The sequence below is a fragment of the Effusibacillus lacus genome (assembly GCF_002335525.1).
In the GTDB taxonomy this organism is placed as follows: Bacteria; Bacillota; Bacilli; order Tumebacillales; family Effusibacillaceae; genus Effusibacillus; species Effusibacillus lacus.
Genome location: NZ_BDUF01000075.1, coordinates 1 through 20,720, shown reverse-complemented (window position 1 = coordinate 20,720; position 20,720 = coordinate 1). Strand labels below are relative to the sequence as shown.

19 protein-coding genes, 16 tRNA genes and 1 rRNA gene are annotated in these 20,720 nt (G+C 49.3%); 32 read left to right on the top strand and 4 right to left on the bottom strand.

What is annotated here, in order from left to right; all coding sequences use genetic code 11:
* The 3 genes from rrf to EFBL_RS13805 form a co-directional block, all read left to right on the top strand.
* A 5S ribosomal RNA gene (rrf, locus tag EFBL_RS13815) occupies positions 1 to 91 on the top strand; the annotation flags it as partial.
* A 235-nt stretch (positions 92 to 326) separates the two neighbouring features.
* Entirely contained in the window at positions 327 to 1,214 is an 888-nt protein-coding gene (locus EFBL_RS13810) for a 5'-3' exonuclease (RefSeq protein ID WP_096182680.1), read from the top strand.
* A gap of 151 nt (positions 1,215 to 1,365) precedes the next feature.
* Positions 1,366 to 2,829 (top strand): S-layer homology domain-containing protein, encoded by a 1,464-nt coding sequence (locus tag EFBL_RS13805; protein ID WP_096182679.1) that lies wholly within the window; start codon positions 1,366 to 1,368, stop codon positions 2,827 to 2,829.
* Positions 2,830 to 2,860: 31 nt separating this feature from the next.
* Here the strand turns inward: EFBL_RS13805 and EFBL_RS13800 are convergent, their stop codons facing one another.
* On the bottom strand, positions 2,861 to 3,778 hold the full coding sequence (locus EFBL_RS13800; RefSeq protein ID WP_131927820.1) for an SAM-dependent methyltransferase: 918 nt from the start codon (positions 3,776 to 3,778) through the stop codon (positions 2,861 to 2,863).
* 370 nt (positions 3,779 to 4,148) lie between these two features.
* Between EFBL_RS13800 and EFBL_RS13795 the strand changes: the two genes are divergently transcribed.
* The 23 genes from EFBL_RS13795 (at position 4,149) to EFBL_RS13685 (ending at position 14,567) form a co-directional block, all read left to right on the top strand.
* Positions 4,149 to 4,224 (top strand) — tRNA-Lys (locus tag EFBL_RS13795).
* A gap of 73 nt (positions 4,225 to 4,297) precedes the next feature.
* A tRNA-Gly gene (locus EFBL_RS13790) sits at positions 4,298 to 4,372 on the top strand.
* Between the two features lie 42 nt (positions 4,373 to 4,414).
* Positions 4,415 to 4,499, top strand: a tRNA-Leu gene (locus EFBL_RS13785).
* Positions 4,500 to 4,573: 74 nt separating this feature from the next.
* Positions 4,574 to 4,650, top strand: a tRNA-Arg gene (locus tag EFBL_RS13780).
* Positions 4,651 to 4,900: 250 nt separating this feature from the next.
* A tRNA-Ala gene (locus EFBL_RS13775) sits at positions 4,901 to 4,976 on the top strand.
* A 9-nt stretch (positions 4,977 to 4,985) separates the two neighbouring features.
* A tRNA-Asn gene (locus EFBL_RS13770) sits at positions 4,986 to 5,060 on the top strand.
* Positions 5,061 to 5,065: 5 nt separating this feature from the next.
* Positions 5,066 to 5,141 (top strand) — tRNA-Thr (locus tag EFBL_RS13765).
* An 89-nt stretch (positions 5,142 to 5,230) separates the two neighbouring features.
* Positions 5,231 to 5,307 (top strand) — tRNA-Glu (locus EFBL_RS13760).
* 112 nt (positions 5,308 to 5,419) lie between these two features.
* Positions 5,420 to 5,495, top strand: a tRNA-Val gene (locus EFBL_RS13755).
* 73 nt (positions 5,496 to 5,568) lie between these two features.
* A tRNA-Met gene (locus tag EFBL_RS13750) sits at positions 5,569 to 5,644 on the top strand.
* A 5-nt stretch (positions 5,645 to 5,649) separates the two neighbouring features.
* Positions 5,650 to 5,726: transfer RNA gene (locus tag EFBL_RS13745), tRNA-Asp, on the top strand.
* A gap of 75 nt (positions 5,727 to 5,801) precedes the next feature.
* Positions 5,802 to 5,875: transfer RNA gene (locus EFBL_RS13740), tRNA-Gly, on the top strand.
* Between the two features lie 7 nt (positions 5,876 to 5,882).
* Positions 5,883 to 5,971 (top strand) — tRNA-Ser (locus EFBL_RS13735).
* Between the two features lie 523 nt (positions 5,972 to 6,494).
* Entirely contained in the window at positions 6,495 to 7,076 is a 582-nt protein-coding gene (locus EFBL_RS13730; protein ID WP_096182677.1) for an anthranilate synthase component II, read from the top strand.
* Positions 7,073 to 8,518 (top strand): anthranilate synthase component I family protein, encoded by a 1,446-nt coding sequence (locus tag EFBL_RS13725; protein WP_096182676.1) that lies wholly within the window; start codon positions 7,073 to 7,075, stop codon positions 8,516 to 8,518. The genes EFBL_RS13730 and EFBL_RS13725 overlap by 4 nt, the downstream gene beginning before the upstream one ends.
* Positions 8,519 to 8,578: 60 nt before the next feature.
* On the top strand, positions 8,579 to 9,028 hold the full coding sequence (locus EFBL_RS13720) for a L,D-transpeptidase (RefSeq protein ID WP_341769669.1): 450 nt from the start codon (positions 8,579 to 8,581) through the stop codon (positions 9,026 to 9,028).
* Between the two features lie 67 nt (positions 9,029 to 9,095).
* Positions 9,096 to 10,490 carry an LCP family protein gene (locus EFBL_RS13715; protein ID WP_096182675.1) on the top strand — a complete coding sequence of 465 codons (1,395 nt, stop codon included), beginning with the start codon at positions 9,096 to 9,098 and terminating at the stop codon, positions 10,488 to 10,490.
* Positions 10,491 to 10,604: 114 nt separating this feature from the next.
* On the top strand, positions 10,605 to 11,969 hold the full coding sequence (locus EFBL_RS13710; protein ID WP_131927819.1) for a MurT ligase domain-containing protein: 1,365 nt from the start codon (positions 10,605 to 10,607) through the stop codon (positions 11,967 to 11,969).
* The gene (locus tag EFBL_RS13705) at positions 11,950 to 12,699 is read left to right on the top strand and encodes a type 1 glutamine amidotransferase (protein ID WP_207907630.1); all 750 of its coding nucleotides are present in this window, start codon (positions 11,950 to 11,952) and stop codon (positions 12,697 to 12,699) included. Before EFBL_RS13710 ends, EFBL_RS13705 begins: the two co-directional genes overlap by 20 nt.
* 137 nt (positions 12,700 to 12,836) lie before the next feature.
* Positions 12,837 to 12,928: transfer RNA gene (locus tag EFBL_RS13700), tRNA-Ser, on the top strand.
* A 13-nt stretch (positions 12,929 to 12,941) separates the two neighbouring features.
* Positions 12,942 to 13,018, top strand: a tRNA-Met gene (locus EFBL_RS13695).
* Positions 13,019 to 13,037: 19 nt separating this feature from the next.
* Positions 13,038 to 13,131, top strand: a tRNA-Ser gene (locus tag EFBL_RS13690).
* A gap of 146 nt (positions 13,132 to 13,277) precedes the next feature.
* Positions 13,278 to 14,567 carry a BaiN/RdsA family NAD(P)/FAD-dependent oxidoreductase gene (locus tag EFBL_RS13685; protein ID WP_096182673.1) on the top strand — a complete coding sequence of 430 codons (1,290 nt, stop codon included), beginning with the start codon at positions 13,278 to 13,280 and terminating at the stop codon, positions 14,565 to 14,567.
* 78 nt (positions 14,568 to 14,645) lie between these two features.
* Here EFBL_RS13685 and EFBL_RS13680 read toward each other — a convergent pair whose 3' ends face one another.
* From EFBL_RS13680 to EFBL_RS13670, 3 genes are all read right to left on the bottom strand, one after another.
* Positions 14,646 to 14,936, bottom strand: a complete 291-nt coding sequence (locus tag EFBL_RS13680; RefSeq protein WP_096182672.1) for a DUF1292 domain-containing protein — start codon at positions 14,934 to 14,936, stop codon at positions 14,646 to 14,648.
* Positions 14,937 to 15,060: 124 nt separating this feature from the next.
* Positions 15,061 to 15,447, bottom strand: a complete 387-nt coding sequence (locus EFBL_RS13675; protein ID WP_096182671.1) for a YlbF/YmcA family competence regulator — start codon at positions 15,445 to 15,447, stop codon at positions 15,061 to 15,063.
* A gap of 106 nt (positions 15,448 to 15,553) precedes the next feature.
* Positions 15,554 to 15,751, bottom strand: coding sequence for a hypothetical protein (locus EFBL_RS13670; RefSeq protein WP_096182670.1), 198 nt, complete (start codon positions 15,749 to 15,751; stop codon positions 15,554 to 15,556).
* A 355-nt stretch (positions 15,752 to 16,106) separates the two neighbouring features.
* Between EFBL_RS13670 and EFBL_RS13665 the strand changes: the two genes are divergently transcribed.
* The 6 genes from EFBL_RS13665 to EFBL_RS13640 all read left to right on the top strand — a co-directional run bounded on the left by EFBL_RS13665 (position 16,107) and on the right by EFBL_RS13640 (position 20,449).
* Positions 16,107 to 16,553, top strand: coding sequence for a hypothetical protein (locus EFBL_RS13665; RefSeq protein ID WP_096182669.1), 447 nt, complete (start codon positions 16,107 to 16,109; stop codon positions 16,551 to 16,553).
* 109 nt (positions 16,554 to 16,662) lie between these two features.
* On the top strand, positions 16,663 to 17,136 hold the full coding sequence (locus EFBL_RS13660) for an isochorismatase family protein (RefSeq protein ID WP_096182668.1): 474 nt from the start codon (positions 16,663 to 16,665) through the stop codon (positions 17,134 to 17,136).
* Positions 17,137 to 17,225: 89 nt separating this feature from the next.
* Positions 17,226 to 17,405: a hypothetical protein gene (locus EFBL_RS13655; protein WP_096182667.1), complete on the top strand. Its 180-nt coding sequence runs from the start codon at positions 17,226 to 17,228 to the stop codon at positions 17,403 to 17,405.
* A gap of 108 nt (positions 17,406 to 17,513) precedes the next feature.
* On the top strand, positions 17,514 to 18,095 hold the full coding sequence (clpP, locus tag EFBL_RS13650; RefSeq protein ID WP_096182666.1) for an ATP-dependent Clp endopeptidase proteolytic subunit ClpP: 582 nt from the start codon (positions 17,514 to 17,516) through the stop codon (positions 18,093 to 18,095).
* 11 nt (positions 18,096 to 18,106) lie between these two features.
* A complete protein-coding gene (locus tag EFBL_RS13645) occupies positions 18,107 to 19,183 on the top strand; it encodes a class I SAM-dependent methyltransferase (RefSeq protein ID WP_096182665.1) in 1,077 nt (358 codons plus the stop codon).
* Positions 19,184 to 19,414: 231 nt separating this feature from the next.
* The gene (locus EFBL_RS13640) at positions 19,415 to 20,449 is read left to right on the top strand and encodes a glyceraldehyde-3-phosphate dehydrogenase (RefSeq protein ID WP_096182664.1); all 1,035 of its coding nucleotides are present in this window, start codon (positions 19,415 to 19,417) and stop codon (positions 20,447 to 20,449) included.
* Positions 20,450 to 20,720: the final 271 nt, after the last annotated feature.

The window sequence follows — 20,720 nt, the reverse complement described above, 5'->3', positions numbered from 1 at the left end:
ACACCCGTTCCCATCCCGAACACGGAAGTTAAGCTCTCCAGCGCCGATGGTACTTGGGCACGAGCCCCGGGAGAGTAGGTCGTCGCTAGGCAATGAAACACTTGGACTTTAAATAAAGTCCAAGTGTTTTTTTGTTGGAGATCAACAGGGCGATAATGGATGGCCCCCGATTACTCGAACTTGACACGGTGACGAGTTAGAAGATCAATACCTCAAGGTTGGATTTGAAAGTGGACGACCGGAGTATCAAGATTTGGAAAAGTCCCCCCCAAAATGCCTACTAGGAATGCTATAATGAGACATGCGATATAAGGAGTGTTGATTGTTTGCCAAATTCATGTTTTCTGATTGTGGACGGGAGTTCCCTTTTGGTAAGAGCCTATTTTGCAACCGCCTATTCAGGACAACTCATGCAAACCAAGAGCGGAGTCTGCACCAATGGGATACATGGGTTTTTACATATGCTGACGGGTGCCTGCGAAATCATTCGGCCCAGCCATCTATTTATCGCCTGGGATGTTTCCCGCGATACCTTCCGGCGAGAGATTTTTCCTCAATATAAAGCAACAAGGGGCGAACTTCCGGTGGAGCTTCTCCCGCAGTTTGATCTCGCACAGCAAGTCCTGAAGGACTTGGGGGTAGCCCAATATTCCCATCCGCGTTTTGAAGCGGACGACCTCATCGGAAGCATGGCTCGTATAGCGGAACGTCAGGGGCATTCTGCCACCATTCTCACCGGGGATCGCGATTCGCTTCAACTCATAACAGATTTGGTGACTGTGGCAATAACCAAAAAAGGAATCAAGGAACTTGAATATTATACCCCCACTCGTCTTCATGAAGAATTGCGCATTCAGGCGGATCAGATCCGTGACTTGAAAGCCTTAATGGGAGATGCAAGCGATAACATACCGGGCGTATCTGGGATCGGAGAAAAGACCGCTTTAAAACTGCTGCTCGAACACGGTACAATTGAGAATCTGTTTGAAAATCTGCATACTGTTAAAGGAAAGCTGCGTGAAAAGCTCGAATTGCACCGGGACAGTGCTTTCCTCTCCAAAAAATTGGCCACAATTGTGACAGACATACCTATGGAACTCGATGTCGCAGATTGCCGGATGCAATTCCTATTGGATCAAGCAAAAGACCGCTTGCTGGACTTGGAGTTGCACAGGGTGATCCAACAATTGCAGCGGCTGACAGAGATTGCTTGAACCGCTCTTCACCGAATCGATTCGGAATACCGAATCGGTTTTTTGTTTGTACTGCGTTTTTCGACCCCCAGAAATCATTTCTTCAATTCGCATTTTTTGGTAGTGAGGTTGCATCAAGGTGTGACCTTATATTGTGGAGAGGTGAGATTTCATGAAGCGAATGAGGAAATTCTTATCCGGGGTTGCAGCAGCGTCGATGATTCTTGGGGTCGCAGGAACCGCATCAGCCGATTCCAACAAGAGTCAATCCAAACATGTCAATTTTCATTCCCAGAACGGCAATGTGAAAATTGACATCCGATTTAAAGACTCCAACGAAGCGGAGTGGGCGTTGCGCTACATAACTTCCATGCAAGCTGAAGGAGTTTTCAGTGGGTATGAAGACGGAACGTTCCGTCCCAACCAAGCGATTAACCGGATTGAAGCCGTAGTGGCTGCTGTTCGTCTCATGGGTCTTGAGGCTGAAGCGAAGGCTAAGGGGGATGTGGATCTCAACTTCAAGGACGCCGCCAAGATCAAAAGAGAGTACGGTTGGGCAACGGGATATGTTGCTGTCGCTTTGGAAAAGGGTCTGTTCGATTCAGTTGAAAACGAACTTCAGCCTGGAAGAGAAGCCAGCCGCTTGTGGGTAGCGACCCTGTTGGTGCGGGCATTGGGCTATCAAGATGATGCGCTGGAATTGATGAACACCGAACTGGAATTTAAAGACAAAGACCAGATTCCGGCGGGTGCCGTAGGGTACATTGCGGTTGCAGTCCGGGAGGGGATTCTGACCGGTTATGAAGACCGCACATTCCGGCCTAACAAGCCTGTCACGCGCGCTGAAATGGCCGCACTGCTCCATCGTGCCGGGGAAAAACTTCCCTGGGAGTACAAACTGAAGAAAAAAGCCCACAACTTCTGGTTTGAGGGTACGGTAACCGACATTGATGACGATTCCATTACGATTGAAGACGAAAAAGGCCGTGACACAACACTCGAAATAACCGACCACACGCTTGTATTCAATGATCGGAATCGGCTGGACACATCGAATATTGATGTCGGGGACGAGGTTGAGATTTGGGCGCTTGCCGGGCGGGCCCTATTGATTGAGATTGAAGAAGAAGCCGAACAGGACATCGAAGAGATCAAAGGAACGGTTCAGTCAATCACCCGGGTATCGGATTGGGACGATTCCAGACAATACCGGCTTGTAATTGATACGGATAACGATGACCGGGAAACGGTATGGATAACCGCCAGCACCAAAATTGAGATTGAAGGGGATTCGACACCCACAGCGGGCGAGATTGAAGAGGGAGACCGTGTCGAAATTCAAGCAAGAGGCGCTTATGCAGTTGAGGTTGAAGTCGAAAAAGATGACGACGACAATCAGTGGGAAGGTGAATTTGAAGTTAAAGGCACCATTGTCAACATGACTTCCTCCACAATCACCATTAAGGACGAAAACAACAAGCAGTGGAAGTTTGAACTGGCAGACGACCTCGAAATCAAGTATGAAGATTTGGATGATAACTGGATGCACTTGCGTCAGGGAACCAAGGTTAAACTGCAAGGTGAAGACGCGATGGTAGAGGTAATTACAATTTTGGATGTGGATGATGAGGAGTAAATTGTAAGACGGGGGCATTTCCCCGTCTTTTTTAAGTTTTGCGGAAAAAAGCCGTTACTTCATCCCGATTGTGGAAGAGTTGCTTAATACTCACACATGTCAAGTCAGGCTCCAGCACTCTGACAAAATCGTCAATGGTTTTTCGAATTTTCTTGTGCATGAGCTTGATGGTAATGACGGCAATACCTCTTTTTTTCAGGCTGTACAAGTGTTTTGAAACAAGTTTGGCTGTATGCATGGGGTCCCAACTCATATCACAGGTCAAAACCTCAAAAGCGTCAGGTCCAAACATAGTATCAGACACGTTCGTTTTACAAAAAATAAGATTGGGATGATTTAATAATGCAGGTTCCAATTCGCCTGTGTCGACTGCCGTGACGTGAAGTCCCTGATCCAGTAAATAGGATGACCAGCCACCAGGAGCAGCCCCCAGGTCAAGGGCTGATGAATATTCGGAAAGGCGGATGTCAAAGACCAGGCAGGCTTCTTCCAGTTTAAAACGGGAACGTGATGTTTGATTCTCCGCTTTTTGCAGCCGGATCATTCCGCCCGGCCAATCTGACAGGTTTTCGTAAGGTTTGGAGATGCCGATATAAGCCCGGTTGAAAGCAAGATAGATGGATACGACGGAATCTGCCTGTTGAACAACCGGAATCAAACCATTTTCCGTAAAAAAAGGATCCAGCGCTTCCTTAACCCCATATGGGGTATAACCGAAGTTCAATCCGCTTGCCCGTCGAACCTGGACAGAAACCCTATCACCCGTTTGAAAGCGATCCATTCGGGAAAGAAGATATTCAATTAAGATTAGCAGATCATTCTTGGTACGATTGATTTCCAATACATCGTCGACAGGTTGAATATGCCTGGTAAAAATAGGGTCCGCAGCCCTTGCCAAATCAGAGAATTGACTAAACGAAACAGAGGTATGCACCAGATAAACTCCCATATCCAAGGCAGATCTTCCGGACAATGCAGGGTCGATTTTTTTAAGTTCATCAAAAGAATGTGTTATGTAGTCCGATGCACAACTGACAATGATAGAATAGAGATTGCTCAGCGGGGGTCATCCTTTCTGGGGAAGATACTTGTATCCTACCCATACGAACCGGTTAAAAGCAAGTTTTATTGCGATGAATCAAACAGAATAGGTGAGATATTGAGGTGTAGTAACAATCAATCATGAATTTTGTGTTGTTTTGTGCGATTCCTTCTGTTGAGTTTTCCTATGTCGGCATGGTATTATAAATTCTGTCGCTGCGGTGATGCGGTTGACAGCAGATTGATGAGTGTGGTATTTTTAAAAAGTCGCTTTTAATGAGCCATTAGCTCAGTCGGTAGAGCACCTGACTTTTAATCAGGGTGTCGATGGTTCGAGTCCATCATGGCTCACCAGAATGCTCTTCGGGGCTCCCGCGAAGTACCTGAATTTCACTTCGAAGCTGAGGGTCGCTTCGCGGGGTGTCGTGCGGAAGTAGCTCAGCGGTAGAGCATCGCCTTGCCAAGGCGAGGGCCGCGGGTTCGATCCCCGTCTTCCGCTCCATCGATGGGCGATGTGGTTATTGGCCGCACGCCCTCCCGAAATGCGACCGTGGCGGAATCGGCAGACGCGCACGTTTGAGGGGCGTGTGGGATATCCCGTGGTGGTTCAAGTCCACTCGGTCGCACCACTTGTGAATTTCGGGGTTCCCACGAAGTACCCGGAATTTGCTGCAAATGTTTACGTCACTTCGTGGAGTGATTTGTGCCCTTAGCTCAGCCGGATAGAGCGTTTGACTACGAATCAAAAGGTCGGGAGTTCGAATCTCTCAGGGCACGCCATTTATAACTACTTTGGATCTGCTGGTGCCTGCGGATTCGAACGTGGGAGTTCGTCGGAGCGATACATCGATAGCATTTGCTTCGCAGCCGGGTGATCTTCCCGTATCTCTCAGGGCACGCCATATGCAGTTTTTTCGGGGTTCCCGCAATTGTACTCGGTGTAAGCTGCAACGCATTGCTTCACTTTGCCCCTGGGGATAGGTTGTCACTAAGCGACGAGTCGCTAAGTGCAACTTTATGGGGGTGTTTCGGGGATATAGCTCAGTTGGTAGAGCACCTGCCTTGCAAGCAGGGGGTCAGCGGTTCGAATCCGCTTATCTCCACCAGACAGGTATTCCTCGATAGCTCAGCGGTAGAGCATCCGGCTGTTAACCGGAGGGTCGTAGGTTCGAACCCTACTCGAGGAGCCATCCATGCTTCCATAGCTCAGTCGGCAGAGCGCATCCATGGTAAGGATGAGGTCACCAGTTCGATTCTGGTTGGAAGCTCCAGGAAGGAAAGGGCCCATCAAAGTGACGTGAAAGCGATGCGGCTTACACCGACTTTGATGGGGACCCGAAAATACGTTAATAAAACCTTCGGCGCGTTGGAGAAGTGGCTTAACTCACCGCCCTTTCAAGGCGGCATTCACGGGTTCGAATCCCGTACGCGTCACCATCTTTGAATCCGCTACGGGATTCGAGTAACCAGGGTTCGTCGGAGCGTTGCTTCGGAAGCTCTGCTGCGCAGCCGGGTGGTTTTCCCGTATCCCGTACGCGTCACCATCTTTGGAAGCTTAGCTCAGCTGGGAGAGCATCTGCCTTACAAGCAGAGGGTCGGCGGTTCGATCCCGTCAGCTTCCACCAAAGAGGATGAAGGAGGGCCGGCTAAGAGCGGTGACATTCGTGTCACAAGGTCGGCCCGACGACATCCTGTCGTCGCGGGGTGGAGCAGTTGGTAGCTCGTCGGGCTCATAACCCGAAGGCCGCAGGTTCGAGTCCTGTCCCCGCAACCAACCATGGAGCTGTGGTGTAGTGGCCTAACATGCCCGCCTGTCACGCGGGAGACCGCGGGTTCGAATCCCGTCAGCTCCGCCACTATGGATCTCGTCAGGGATTCGAGGAACCAATCACCAAAGAAATTCATCAGTTTTGATGGGTTTTTTTATATTTGCGGGTGTAGTTCAATGGTAGAACTCCGGCTTCCCAAGCCGGCAGCGTGGGTTCGATTCCCATCACCCGCTCCAACAGCGCGGAGGGATACCGAAGTGGTCATAACGGGGCGGTCTTGAAAACCGTTAGGGTGCAAGCCCACGGGGGTTCGAATCCCTCTCCCTCCGCCAAAAAAACAATACTTCTATGTGCAAGGGAGAGGGTGAGAACCCCGGGGTTCGTCGGAGCTAATCTTCGATAGAATTTACTACGCAGCCGGGTGGTTTTCCCGTATCCCTCTCCCTCCGCCAAAAAAAACAATATAAAAAACAATACTTCTATGTACTGGGAGAGGGTGAGAACCCCGGGGTTCGTCGGAGCTAATCTTCGATAGAATCTACTGCGCAGCCGGGTGGTGTTCCCGTATCCCTCTCCCTCCGCCAAATAATGCGCTCTGCGATTTGCAGGGCATTTTTTGTGTATGGAGATGGATGGGAACAGGAGTCGTCAAAGTATATTGACAAAGACGGCCATGGTTGATAAGATGGTTGAAACCATTGGAAGTCAAGAATGAGAGCAGAGTAGAGGAAGAGAGAAGAGCGAGTGCAGCAGAGCCGAGGAATGCGGGATCTTGTTATTCAGGACCAGCTTCTTTTGAGGCTGGTCTTTGCTGTTTTTCCAGAGAGTTGAGTGGAGCGAGAGGAGAGGAGACAGATGATAGGAGTTATTGACAATTATGATTCATTCACCTACAACCTTGTCCAGTATCTGAGAGAGTTTGGTTGCGATGTGAAGATCTTTCGCAACGACAAGGTAACGGTATCTGAACTGGCGGGGTTGCCTTTGACCCATCTTCTTGTATCGCCGGGGCCATGTACACCGGATGATGCAGGGATTTCGATGGAGGCTATCCGGTTTTTTGCAGGAAAGATTCCGATTCTGGGCGTATGTCTGGGGCATCAGTCGATCGGGCAGGTTTTTGGAGGCAAGATTGTGAAAGCGAGAAAGATGATGCACGGCAAGACCTCACTGATTTCACATACGGGTTCAGGGGTGTTTGAAACCCTCCCGAACCCGTTTCGCGCTACACGCTATCATTCCCTGGTGATTGAACCGGAAAGTGTGCCCGATTGCCTTGAGGTCCTGGCGCAGTCTGAAGACGGAGAGGTCATGGCGGTTCGCCATAAGGAATTTGCCATAACAGGTGTGCAGTTTCACCCGGAAAGCATCCTGACCGAAGGCGGCAAGACCATAATTCGCAACTTCCTGAACCAACGTGAGAGGATTTTTGTATGAAGACGATAAACCGCCTGCTGAAAGTGCAAACTCAAGAAAAATACTATCCCCGAACGATAGAAGCGTTTCAGGTATTCCGTAAGCTTCATGCCAAATATGGGGCAACATGCGCATTCCTGCTGGATTCGGTGACGGACTTGAAAAGCCGCTATTGTTCCTCGGTTATTGGACTGTTTCCGTTGGTGGCATGCCGTTTGAAGGGGCACTACCTTCAGCTGGAGGGTCACGAATCCATTGTGCCTGTCCTGGCGGACAATCTTCGTGCCAAAGGATACCTGCTGCCTGCTTTTGAAGGACCTTTGCCGCCGCTTCTGGATGCAATTCAAAAGAGTTTTGAACTGCAGCAACCGGATCTGAAGCCATATTCTTTTGGTTTTATCGGGTATTTTGCCTATGATGCGATTCGTTATTTTGAAGACATTCCCAACACCACTGTGGATGACCGTGGATTGGACGATGTATTGCTCCAAATCCACCAGGTAATTTTCCATTTCGAACCCGACCGGATCCGTATTGTCATTAATGAGATACCGGGGGTGGAAACACCCGATTTTTCGGAACTGGAAGCGCTTCTTGCAAGTGACGAACCTCCTGCGTTTAAAGGGTTTGACCCGGCAGGTTTGGTTATCCAGGAAGATGTCAAGAAAGAACAATATCTTGAACGGGTGAACAGGGCCAAGGAATACATCCGGGAAGGCGATATTTTTCAGGTGGTGCTTTCCAAGCGTGACAGGGTGATTGGAGAGATTGATCCCTTGTTGGTTTACCAACGGTTAAAAGAAGTGAATCCGTCCCCATACATGTTCTATGTTGATTACGGAGAGTACAGGATCTTCGGTGCCAGTCCGGAAATGCAGATTCGTATGGAAAACGGGATTGCCCAAATGAGGCCGATTGCGGGCACAACGAAAGGCAAAGGGTCAACAGAGGATGAAAACCGCCGGTTAATTGAGAACCTCCTTGGCGATGAGAAAGAGAAAGCGGAACACCTGATGCTTGTGGACCTTTGCCGGAACGACTTGGGGAGGGTATGCAAGGCTGGATCCATTCATGTTAAGGACTTTATGGTTGTCGAAGAGTATTCACACGTTTTTCATATTGTTTCGACCGTAGAGGGGGAAGTGGAGAAGCAAGTCTTGCCGTTTGACGTGTTCCTTTCAACCTTTCCCGCCGGGACATTGTCCGGAGCCCCGAAGGTACGGGCAATGGAAATCATCGACGAACTGGAACACCTGTCACGCGGTCCTTACGGAGGCGTCATTGGATTTATGGATTTCTTGGGCAACATGAATACGGCCATTGTAATTCGGACGATTGTCAACAAGGACGGAGTATCCTATCTTCAGGCCGGAGCCGGAATTGTAGCCGATTCCGTACCCGAAAACGAATGGAACGAATGTGATCATAAGCTTCGCGCTCTCAAAACAACAGTCTTTTCCTGATACTTTTCCGCATCTTTCCTTGACCCATAAGAGAAGCTAAAGCTTGGGAGGTGTCTTCCTTTGAAGCTGAAAACTTCTCTTTTTTCTTTGCTTATGGCAGGTTTCCTGACGGTGCCATTTCCTTGGGACTCCTGCATTGTAGTGGACAAGTCTGCCAAAAAACTTACCTACTATACGTATTCTATACCTGTACGGACTTTTCCCGTAGCCACGGGCAAAACGGAAGAGGACACCCCGGTCGGCACTTTTCCGGTTGTTATGCTGGTAAAAAACCCCTGGTACCTGAAAAAGGATATCCCCGGCGGTCATCCGGATAACCCCCTGGGAACCAGGTGGATCGGTTTGGAAGTCCCCGGGACAGATGGTTCCAAATATGGCATCCATGGGACCAATCAGCCGACTTCAATTGGCACTAACGGATCGTCGGGTTGCATACGTATGAAAAATGGCGATGTAAACTGGATTTATCGATATGTGCGCGTGGGAACCATGGTAGAGATTATTCCTTAAAGATCTCCTGAAGTTGTAAAGTGTGCTATAATGAAACTTATTCGATGACAGTAAGGTGATCAGACAGATGGAAACAGTTGGGAGACGGAATGGAAAGAAGTCCTTCCACAAGCGGAAAGGGTTTGCATATACGTTGCTTTTCTTTGCAGTCATGTTTTTTGCCGGGGTCGGCTATTATGCCTATTCGTTTTATGATTTTGTCAAGAGCACTTCCAAACCAAACCCTTTAAGCCAAACGGGGGAAGATTGGACAGGGACTGAGCGGGTCAATATTGCCTTGTTGGGAGTCGATTCCCGTCCGGGGGAGGGGCCGCCCCGCGCGGATACAATGATGGTTCTAAGCATTGATCCCCAAACCAGGGATGTGGCTTTGTTCTCCATCATGCGGGATACGTACTACAAGGTCCCGGGTTACGGATTCAGGAAAATCAACGAAGCGCATGCGCTTGGCGGCCCGGAACTTGTTGTCGAGACACTGTCCAAATTCATGCAGATCAAGATCCACTATTATGTAAAGACCGATTTTAAAGGCTTTGAAAATATTGTGGATGTGCTTGGCGGCATCAACATGTATGTGGAAAAAAACATGTATTGGCCGGATGACGGCCCTTACGATATTAATCTGAAAAAAGGACAGCAGCATCTCAACGGCAAACAGGCACTGATGTATGTCCGCTTCCGTAATGACGAGTTGGGCGACTATACCAGAACAGAGCGGCAGCGGAAGTTCCTGGCGACACTTGCCAAGGAACTGAAAACAACCAATTCTCTTCTGAAAATGCCCGAGATCCTAAAAGCGGTTTCGGATGACATCGAGACGAACATGACGTTTAATGACATGATGAAACTTGGCAAACTGGCATACAATATTGACCTGGCCTCCCTTGACTCGGTGCAGTTGCCTCCGAAGATGGATTCCACAGGAACGAAATTTGCACTTCTGGACACTCAGCGAGACGGAGCTTCCGTGATCATTCCCGATCTATATGAGACGCGCCTGCTGGTCCACAAAATTTTAAACACAGGCAAAACGGTCGTAAAAACCAAAGATGATCAGGAACCAATGGTGCACGAAACACGGCCGGCTCAAACCGCAACTCCCTCGCCCAAGCCCGATGAGGCGGCGCCGGATTCCAAAACAAACGGTACAGGAACGAAGGCTGGGGAAAACACCAATTCCAATGACAAAACTTCCGGACAGTCCAATTCGGGTACGACAAAGAACGGAACGGGCGGCAGCAGTTCGAAACCGGGAGGAACAACCCAAGGCGGCAGCACGGGAGGCTCCACGCCGAATGGTACTGGATCTACATCTGGCGGAAGTACGGGGGGCAACACCTCCGGTGCAACTAAACCCGGAGACGGTACCACCGGCGGAAGCGGCGGCACAAATTCCGGTAGCGGATCGACTGGTTCCGGATCCGGCGGCAGCAGCATTGTGCCAATACCGGTTACCCCCTGATCTCAAGTTTCCGACATCTTAAGAGCCCCTTTAACGGGGCTCTTTCTATTGCGGGATTGGGGGGGACAGGCTATCATAAAGAAAAAGGTGAATTCAATCGAGGAGGCTTTTTTTTTGCAGACCTGGAGAGTATGGACGGCAATTTACGCAGCTAAGATCACGAAAAGGCTCCTTTCCCTGTTAGGGCGTAAAGGCACCACCCTGCCGGGAGCTGTGGCTCTCCGCATCTGTCCCGATTTGCTGAATTATTACGGGAAAAAATTGGCGGGACAAGTCGTGCTGGTAACGGGAACCAATGGGAAGACGACCACCAGCAACCTTTTAACCAATTTTCTCAGGAAAGACGGAAGGAATGTGGTCTCCAATTCGCTGGGGGCCAATCTGATTCAAGGAATTGCTGCGGCTTTGATAGAGGGTGTTTCAGGTTCCGGCGGCAAGCAGTCAGCCGTATTGGAAGTGGACGAGGCAACCATTGCGAAGGTGATTCAACCGCTTAAACCGTCGGCGGTGATCGTGACCAATTTTTTCCGGGATCAAATGGATCGTTACGGAGAAGTGGATACGGTTGTAAATATGGTGGGGGATGCCCTTCAACTGTCGCCTGCGGAAACCACAGTCATCCTCAATGCGGACGATCCGCTGGTTTCATCAATTGCGCCTGACGGCAAGAAAGTCCTGTATTATGGGGTGCAATCCTCGGACATCGACATGGACGAGCAGGGTGAGGTACGGGACGGCAAATTTTGCCGGAAGTGCGGTTCCACCCTACATTACAGCCTGTATCATTATGGCCAACTGGGATTTTTCAAGTGTCCGGTCTGTGATTTTCAGCGAAGGATTCCCGACCAGGCCGCTGAACGCGTACGGCTGCATGAAGGAGGAATCCGGTTTGATCTTGACGGGAGTACAGGGTTCCTGCATTCACCCGCCTTCTACAATGTTTACAACGCCTTGGCAGCCATCACAGCAGCCAAGGTTCTCGGGGTTAAACAACAAGTGGTGGAACGGGAAATGCAAGGACTCAGCACCGGTCTTGGGCGAATGGAACGAATTGTGACCAATGGCAATCAGGATACCATGCTGGCACTTGTGAAAAACCCCACCGGGTGCAACCAGGTTCTGAGAGTGGTCAGCCAGATGGAGAAACCTGTGGACATGGTGTTTATTCTGAATGACCGGTACGCAGACGGGACGGATGTGTCCTGGATCTGGGATACCCACCTCGAGCGGTTGCGTGAGCAAAAATGCCTGCGCCGGATTGTGGCGGCAGGAACACGGGCGCATGACATGGCGGTACGGTTTAAATATGCGGGGTTGGGCGACATCACGACCATTTGCGAAGGAGACCTGGAAGCTGTGGACCGGGCTCTGGGTGAACTGCCAGCCGATCACACCCTGTTTATCTTATCGACCTACACATCTCTCTATGCGGTTCGGGATCATCTCTTGGCGAAAGGTCGTGCTGCAGTTGAAGCTTAAGATTGGGTATCTCTATTCGGACCTGCTCGAAGTTTACAGCGATCGGGGAAACGTGACCGTTTTGCAAAAGCGGGCCGAATGGCGCGGAATTGAAGTGGAGGTTGACCGGATCACCATTGGCGACAATGCGGATCTGACCGACTATGACCTGCTTTTCTCGGGGGGAGGAGAGGACAGGGAGCAATTGCTTGTTGCGGAAGACTTGCTGAGGAAGCGGGAATCCCTGTTTAAAGCTGTGGAATCGGGCACGGTGATCCTAACCATATGTGGAAGCTACCAGTTGTTGGGACATTACTTTGAGACGATTGGCGGCAACCGGATTGAAGGTGTTGGCTTGCTTGACCTTTACACGATCGGAGGAAAAAAACGGCTTGTCGGAAACGCGGTGGGAAAACTCGATTTTTTGGGATCGGATCTGACCTTGGTGGGCTATGAAAATCATTCGGGACGAACCTATCTGGGACCTGGCGTGACACCGCTGGCCCAAGTGGTTGCAGGGTTTGGAAACAACGGGGAAGACGGTCAAGAAGGGGTGGCCCAGGGGAATGTTTTTGGCACCTACCTGCACGGCCCACTGTTATCCAAGAACCCTGTCTTTGCAGATCACCTGCTGACCATGGCACTTGCAAGAAGAACGGAGAACCCGCGTCTCCAACCGCTTGACGACAGTTGGGAACTGCGGGCTCATGATTACGTGGTGAAGCAGTTTATGCAGACCGGCCGCCGGTAAATAGGGCAAACAAGGCGGATTTGAAGTTTTTGTTTCAAAATCCGGTACTTTGCAGATTGAAAATTTGGCCTGCCCATGGTACCATATCACTTGTCGCCAAAAAGCAGACGACAACTGGCGGCAAGTGTTTCTAACCCGGAGAGATGTCCGAGTTGGTCGAAGGAGCACGATTGGAAATCGTGTAGGCGTTAACCGCGTCTCGGGGGTTCGAATCCCCCTCTCTCCGCCATGGTACAAAGAATGGCTCGGTAGCTCAGTTGGTGAGAGCGACGGATTCATAACCCGTAGGTCGGGGGTTCGATTCCCTCCCGAGCCACCATTTACGCAATACCATCCTTGGAGTGATGGCCGAGTAGGTCGAAGGCGCTCGCCTGCTAAGCGAGTATACGGGGTAAACCCGTATCGAGGGTTCGAATCCCTCTCACTCCGCCAGTTGAACACCCTGTATTCGCAGGGTGTTTTGTTTTTTGAGATGGTATAATATTTTAGGAATTATGGCCGCCATTGCAGCAAGTATGATGGTTTGGTTTAAACGCAAAGGATGGTTCTAAAGGATTACTAAAGGAGAAGTTGTCAACATGAAATATGACGTAATCGTGATCGGGGGAGGACCTTCCGGGTTAATGGCTTCCATTGCGGCAGGAATGCATGGAGCCAAGGTGCTGTTGATTGACAAAGGGGACAAACTTGGCAGGAAACTTGCCATCTCCGGTGGTGGAAGATGCAACGTCACCAACAACAAGGAATTGGAAGAGCTGATCAAAAACATTCCGGGAAACGGCCGCTTCTTGTACAGTTCCTTCTCAAACTTTAACAACCGGGATATTATCAGCTTCTTTGAGGACCTTGGCATCAAACTGAAGGAGGAAGACCGGGGCAGGATGTTTCCCGTTTCGAACAAGGCAAGGGATGTGGTGGAAGCTCTTATAGGAAAAGTGAAAGAGGTTGGCACTGAGATCCGGGTAAACTCCCCGGTTAAACACGTCTTGTATGATCAGGGGCAGGTAGCCGGCATCCTGCTATCCAGTGGACAGAAACTGGAGTCCCCCAATGTGGTGGTGGCGGTGGGAGGAAAATCGGTTCCGCACACAGGCTCCACTGGGGATGGCTATGTGTGGGCACAACAAGCCGGACACACCATCACAGAGTTGTATCCGACAGAGGTTCCCATCACTCTGAGCGATGGCTTTATCAGGCAGCGATTGCTGCAAGGGTTGTCGCTTCGAAACATTCATCTGTCCGTCTACAATGCCAAAGGGAAAAAGATGATCGAACATGAAGGGGACATGATCTTTACCCATTTCGGCATTTCGGGGCCCGCTGCCCTTCGTTGCAGCCAATTCGTAGTGAAGGCCCTGAAGCAATCCGGGGGCAAAGACGTGAACATGTCCATCGATTTCTATCCTGACAAAACCCCGGATGGGATCTACAAGGAAACTTATCTAATCGCCAAAAAAGAACCGAAGAAAGCGATCAAGAACGTGCTCAAGGGGTATCTGCCCGAAAGAATCATCCCGCTTGTGCTTGATCAGGCAGGGCTTCAACCGGACATCACATTCGACAACATTCCCAAGGCCAATTGGCAAAAAATGGCCAGCATCCTGAAGCAATTTTCGCTTCATGCAAATGGGACCTTGTCTCTGGAGGAGGCTTTTGTCACTGGCGGCGGGGTTCATCTGAAGGAGATTGAGCCAAGGACCATGCAGTCCAAGTTGATGCCGGGGCTGTTTTTCTGCGGGGAAATCCTTGATGTTCACGGTTATACGGGGGGCTACAACATCACGGCTGCCTTCAGCACGGGTTATACGGCAGGCAAGAGCGCGGCCGAAAGAGCTCTCGGAATTGAGGATGTTGCCAAGCAGCATTAAAGACGCGAAGGGCTGCCCAAAAAATGGACAGCCCCTTCTTAACAGCAACTTCCTGAATATGCTTCGTACAAGCTTTATTTATTCTGCGGCAAGATTTTCGTAAGCTTTGACCACACGATCCCATTCCTGGTCATCTTCGATGTCGATCAGGTATTCCTCGCCGTTTTCGTCAGATTCAACACGAAGAATAACGGCTTCCCCTTCTTCCTGGTCATGCGGGACCAGAATCGCGTAGTTTTTCCCTTCAAGTTCCAGTACATCGACGATGACAAATTCATGCTCGTTGCCTTCATCATCCGTAAGGATTACTACATCATGTTCATGATCGTGGTCACAATCGGGACCATGCACGTGGTTATGGTCGGTCATTTGAGTTCCTCATTTCCTTTAATTTCAAAACCCTGCTCCATCATATCATGGTAAAACTTTCAACGTCAAATTCAAATCCGGCAAAAAAGGGAGAACGAACCGTTCTCCCGTATCCTGCTTATCTTCAGCCGCCACCGCCGGTTGGCTTTGGCATGGGAACACCGTTAACCTTCCCGGTAATGCAGTTTGCCAAAACTGTTGTAACCGATTGCAGCAGATCATCAACCTTGGCGCACGCTTCCTTGAAACTGACCACCTCGGGGAAGCCATCCAACTCTTCAATCGTCCGGGAAATGGATTCCTCAAGTCCTTTGAGGTGGGGACCCTGGCTGTATTCCTTCAGCCGGTCATATTCTGTCTGCATTTCGCGCAGTTTCCGAAGCAGTGGTTGAATCTCCGGATGTTCTTCCATCAGGTCTTTCGCTTTTTTATATGCATCCACTTCAGGGGACTCAGCGATCAGGCTGCCCAACTCATAAGCCTGTCCCCAAAGTTCATTGTGATCGGTCATCTGATACTCCTCCTTGGCGCCATCTGTATCGGGATCCAGTTTCCAGTATAGAACAAAAGCCCGTGGGAGTCACGGGCTTTCAAATGTTTATTTGATCGGATGCAAATTAATGGTGATAATTGTGAACCGCATTGTGATGCTTGAACTTTTCGTCCCGCTTGTTGTCGACCTTTTCAATCCAGATTCCGACAGCCAGGGAAACCAGGAGAGCTCCTCCGAGCAATAGGTAGGACTTGGAGATCAGACCGACCAAAACGAGAGCAAACACAACGCTAAAGAAAAAATATCGATGGCCGCGCGTCATGACAATACCTCCCTTTGATTGAAAGTATATCAGAAGATGCAACTTTCGACTAGTTGGTCGGGAAGATATCAGTTTGTCAAACAAAGTTCACTTGTCAAACAAAGTTCACTTGACTCATAATCGAATTATTTTTATTCTATATGGGAATAGTTACAGTGGAAGGAGGCGCGCATTTCTATGTTTGGTCTTCTGGCGACAATCGCAGGTCTTTTTCTATTGCTGATGATGTGCGCGAACATCACAACCGAGAAGTTTAACGAAGCAATCAAAAAACAGCATGAGCAGTGGGATCAGTAATACAATGCAGGCGGGCGAACCCCTGCTCTTTTTCTAACTGAATCATGGGAGGGCTTCCATGAAACCCGTTTTCTTGTTCCCGAAAGCAGATCATTATGCTTTTTTTTATGAAGAGGCTCATCTGATGCTGGTGAGTTGGCAACGGGACGACAAGAAGGAACTCTACCGAATCTGCGGGCAGCAAGGCGAAATTTTGCAGTTGGATTATGCCGGTCAGCTCTATACGGAACGAGTTATGGAATTGATCAGCAACATCTTTTTCATTACGGTTCAAGAAGAGTCACAAGAAAAGAAATACGCCCTTGGGGCCTACTTCACCAAAAACAACCAAGGATACGCGGTTTATTACGAACGGGATGCGGCAACACGTTCCGAACTGATTTTTTTCCGGGTGACAGATGAGGGAGAAGGTTCCTCGCTTGAAGTAGTGGAGGGCGAAATGGAGCACTCAGGTGTTGTTAAGGAGATCCGGGAACGATACAGCAGTTTTTTGCAGATTCATTAGCACACTCCTCTCCAGGTTCCTACATACAATCCGGTATTGTTGAAACATGCAGAAATCATGTGTTACCATATGATAGTAAATTTATTAGAACGGAAAGGTGCGGCTGCAGATGAAAAAAGCGCTCATCCTGATTGACGTACAGGAAGATTTTCTTGGGAATCTTGGCAATATTGACTACATTGTCCGTCTTTGCCAGCAATATCTTGACCAAAATGCGAACGAATATGACCTGGTAATCCTCACCACGTGGAAACATGAAGAAAATGAAGGTCAGGATACATTACTGATTTCCCATCCGAAAGCAAAGCGGGTTGAGAAAAGAACCTATACCGCTTTCAACGATGAAGTGAAAAAGCTGCTGGAAGACAACCAAATCGAGCTTGTTCATTTGGGCGGCATGGACTCCGAGATGTCTGTTATGGCAACCATGTACAGCCTGCTGGACAATGGCTACAAAGTACAAATCCTGGAAGGTCTCCTGACTTCCTTCCATCAGCGCAACTGGGAAGCGACCACCATCATGAAGTATGTGTTGGGAGAAGAAAACATTCTGCGTAAGGGTGGAGACCGCGTTTGGGTCTAACTTCCAACCATTACACTTTTTGACGGGTGTGAGTGCTTCTCCCCGGGGCCAAAATAGAGATACGATTTTGGCGTTTGGGGGAATCGCACATGTCGTCATGGGTATACTGGGCAGGTCTGTATGACAGCAAATTTGAGGCCTATTGTGCCGTAATGTGGGTGGAAGGCGACAAACGGATACACGGCACCCATCCGCCGCGGGAAGTGGAATTGTATCGGACTCGAAAAGGCAAGTATGGCGTTCGGTTTCGTTCGGAGAAAATGCATTGACACAGAGCCACCGTAAGGTGGCTCTGTTGCTTGTAGCAACCCTCCGGTTGTGGCATACTGTTTTTGTACATATCCCTTTAGAACTCTAAAATCAAGGAGGCTGCATACATGAACCTGGTACCGATAGTTGTCGAGCAAACCAGCCGTGGTGAAAGGTCATACGACATTTATTCCCGCCTGCTGAAAGACCGGATTGTCTTTCTGGGCAGTGAAATTGATGATGTGGTTGCCAACTCGATCATCGCACAGTTGCTGTTCCTTACTGCCGAAGATTCGGAGAAAGATATCCATCTCTATATCAATAGTCCGGGGGGTTCCATAACCTCCGGAATGGCAATCTATGACACGATGCAGTTTATCAAGCCGGATGTATCAACCATCTGTATCGGCATGGCGGCTTCCATGGGCGCTTTCCTGTTGACGGCAGGGGCGAAAGGCAAGCGGTATGCGCTGCCAAACTCTGAAGTCATGATCCACCAACCGCTTGGCGGAGCCAGGGGCCAAGCGGCTGACATCAAGATTGCAGCCGAACGGATTCTCCGGATGCGGGACAACCTAAACCGGATTATTGCTGAACGTTCCGGGCAACCGCTTGAAAAAGTGGAGCGTGACACCGACAGGGATTACTTCATGACCGCGGAGGAAGCAAAGGAATACGGTCTGATTGACAAGATTATCGAGAAACTGTAAGGCGCGGAAATATGGGAAAGCTGCAAACCATCATAAAGAACCTGATTCGCGAAAAGGGAAGCATCCCTTTTCGCGATTTTATGGATTTGGCTCTGTATCAACCGGAGCTTGGCTATTACCACTCAGACCGAAACGTGTTTGGAAAGACGGGAGACTATTACACGGCTCCCGAAGTGCATTCCGTATTCGGACAAACCATAGCCCGGGATTTGCTGGTCAAGTGGCAGGAACTGGGCAGTCCGGAGCCCCTGGTTATTGTCGAGTTTGGTGCAGGGCGGGGGAAACTGGCCAGGGACATACTGGATCACATTCAAATGGAAGCCCCGCAGACATACAAGACAACTCAATATTGGATCATTGAAAAATCGGCTCACCTGCGAATCGTTCAACAGGAGAAAATGCAAGGCCATCCTGTTAGGTGGCTCTCTTCGTTGGAAGAGAGGGCACCTTTTTCCGGAATCGTCCTGTCCAACGAGTTGATTGACGCGATGCCTGTCCATCTTGTAACAGAGACGAAATATGGGCTGCAGGAAGTTTATGTGTCAGCCAGGGACGGTCAATTCCATGAACTTTTGGTACCTGTCTCCGATCACAGAATTCGTGATTATCTGATGAAGTACGCCATTCCTTTGCAACAAGGGCAAAGGGCTGAGGTGAACCTGGATGCCCTGGATTGGTTGGGACAAGTTGCCAATTGTTTGACCGACGGGTTTGTGATTACCATCGATTACGGGGATGAAGCGCAAATCCTTTATGAAGGAAGATGGAACGGCACCTTGCGTGGGTATCAACACCACCGGCTCTCGGATCATCTGCTGGATCATCCGGGAGAACAGGATCTGACCGCGGATGTCAATTTCACTGCTCTTATGAAATATGGGGAGCAGGTGGGATTCACAACCGTGTTTTATGGGACACAGTCCAGATTTTTGGTGGAGGCCGGGATATTTGGGCAGTTAACTGACAAATTGGCTGAAGATCCTTTTCAATGCATGGACATGAAACGTAATATGGCAATCAAACACCTGATAATGCCAGGTGGAATGGGGGAAAGGTTCAAAGTGCTGGTTCAGCGGAAAAATTTATAGACGAGGTGGCACAATGCTCAAAAAACTGGCAGCGGGTCTTATTATCGGTGGCATATTGTTTCTGTTGCTGGGCTTCTGGTTCATGCAAAACCAATAGCCCTTTTTTTACACCCATTTGACAATTGTGCTATACTTTTTAACCTAAAAGGCATAAATAGTATGGTCAATTTATTCGAATGAGTGTAAAATAAGGGTGTATCTTTTTCGTTTACTGGGAGGTTTTGTCGACATATGACGATCAAACTGGGGATTAACGGAACAGGAAGAATCGGTCGGATGGTGTTTCGGATCGCGATGGATGACCCGGATTTTGATCTGGTGGCTGTTAATACGACTACCGATCCTGCCTCTTTGGCCCATCTTCTCAAATATGATTCGGTTCACGGCCGTTGGGATGTCGAGATTGAAGAAGAAGAAAACGCTCTCATTGTAAACGGCCGCAAGATTCATATAATGTCCGACCGTGATCCCAACAATCTCAAGTGGGGCGAGTACGGAACAGATATCGTAATTGAATCCACGGGAAAGTTCCGGACCAGGGAAACTGCCGGGATTCACATTCAAAACGGAGCCAGGAAAGTGATTATCACCGCCCCCGGCAAAGATGAAGACGCAACGATTGTGATGGGGGTCAATGAGGAAATGTATGATCCACAACATCACCATGTACTATCAAATGCCTCTTGCACAACGAACTGTCTGGCTCCTGTGGCCAAAGTGCTGCACCAAGAGTTTGGCATTGAACAGGGCCTTATGACGACTGTTCATTCCTATACGAACGACCAAAAGAATCTTGACAATCCCCATAAAGATCTTCGCAGGGCCCGTGCCTGCGCCACATCCATCATTCCCACATCGACGGGTGCAGCCAGGGCGGTAGGGATTGTCCTGCCGGAACTGAAGGGAAAACTGAATGGACTGGCTCTCAGGGTTCCGACACCAAACGTGTCAATCGTGGACCTGGTGGTTACCCTGCAGAAAGAAGTGACCGTGGATAAGGTTAATGCTGCGTTGAAGAAGGCAGCCGCAGGTTCGCTGAAGGGAATTCTTTCGTTCACCGAAGAGCCGCTGGTTTCGGTTGATTTCGTAGGCAATTCCGCATCTTCCATCGTGGACGGACTTTCCACCATGGTTGTCGGCGAACGTACTGTCAAAGTGCTTGCATGGTATGACAATGAATGGGGATATTCCTGCAGGGTCGTAGACCTGGCCCGTCTGGTGGGCAGCAAACTTCATGAAAGACAGACCGTAATGAGCGGCAATTGATTCAAGTAAGGACAGTCTTCGGACTGTCTTTTTTCACTTGTAGGAAATTATAAGTTTTCAAGGCAACAAGTATAAGTGCAACTGAGGCATTCACCAAGTAAAGCACTTGGCGAATGCCAAGTTTTCTTTATATGTGGGGTTATGAGTGTTTGTGGTAAAATATGCCTGTAAAATATGCCTGTCAAGATTCAGTGAAAATGTCACCTTAACTGTTCTATGAAAATGTCACTTTTTAGTTCCCCCCTCGTTTCATACGAAGGGGTTTCAAGAA

What these genes read in the sequence shown, in the direction of transcription:
- EFBL_RS13725 (WP_096182676.1), top strand. Translation starts at nt 7,073, where the DNA reads ATGAAGACGATAAACCGCCTGCTGAAAGTGCAAACTCAAGAAAAATAC.
- clpP (WP_096182666.1), top strand. Translation starts at nt 17,514, where the DNA reads ATGAACCTGGTACCGATAGTTGTCGAGCAAACCAGCCGTGGTGAAAGG.
- EFBL_RS13800 (WP_131927820.1), bottom strand. Translation starts at nt 3,778, where the DNA reads ATGGGAGTTTATCTGGTGCATACCTCTGTTTCGTTTAGTCAATTCTCT.
- EFBL_RS13680 (WP_096182672.1), bottom strand. Translation starts at nt 14,936, where the DNA reads ATGACCGACCATAACCACGTGCATGGTCCCGATTGTGACCACGATCAT.
- EFBL_RS13655 (WP_096182667.1), top strand. Translation starts at nt 17,226, where the DNA reads ATGTCGTCATGGGTATACTGGGCAGGTCTGTATGACAGCAAATTTGAG.
- EFBL_RS13670 (WP_096182670.1), bottom strand. Translation starts at nt 15,751, where the DNA reads ATGACGCGCGGCCATCGATATTTTTTCTTTAGCGTTGTGTTTGCTCTC.
- EFBL_RS13660 (WP_096182668.1), top strand. Translation starts at nt 16,663, where the DNA reads ATGAAAAAAGCGCTCATCCTGATTGACGTACAGGAAGATTTTCTTGGG.
- EFBL_RS13675 (WP_096182671.1), bottom strand. Translation starts at nt 15,447, where the DNA reads ATGACCGATCACAATGAACTTTGGGGACAGGCTTATGAGTTGGGCAGC.
- EFBL_RS13805 (WP_096182679.1), top strand. Translation starts at nt 1,366, where the DNA reads ATGAAGCGAATGAGGAAATTCTTATCCGGGGTTGCAGCAGCGTCGATG.
- EFBL_RS13645 (WP_096182665.1), top strand. Translation starts at nt 18,107, where the DNA reads ATGGGAAAGCTGCAAACCATCATAAAGAACCTGATTCGCGAAAAGGGA.
- EFBL_RS13730 (WP_096182677.1), top strand. Translation starts at nt 6,495, where the DNA reads ATGATAGGAGTTATTGACAATTATGATTCATTCACCTACAACCTTGTC.
- EFBL_RS13665 (WP_096182669.1), top strand. Translation starts at nt 16,107, where the DNA reads ATGAAACCCGTTTTCTTGTTCCCGAAAGCAGATCATTATGCTTTTTTT.
- EFBL_RS13715 (WP_096182675.1), top strand. Translation starts at nt 9,096, where the DNA reads ATGGAAACAGTTGGGAGACGGAATGGAAAGAAGTCCTTCCACAAGCGG.
- EFBL_RS13685 (WP_096182673.1), top strand. Translation starts at nt 13,278, where the DNA reads ATGAAATATGACGTAATCGTGATCGGGGGAGGACCTTCCGGGTTAATG.
- EFBL_RS13640 (WP_096182664.1), top strand. Translation starts at nt 19,415, where the DNA reads ATGACGATCAAACTGGGGATTAACGGAACAGGAAGAATCGGTCGGATG.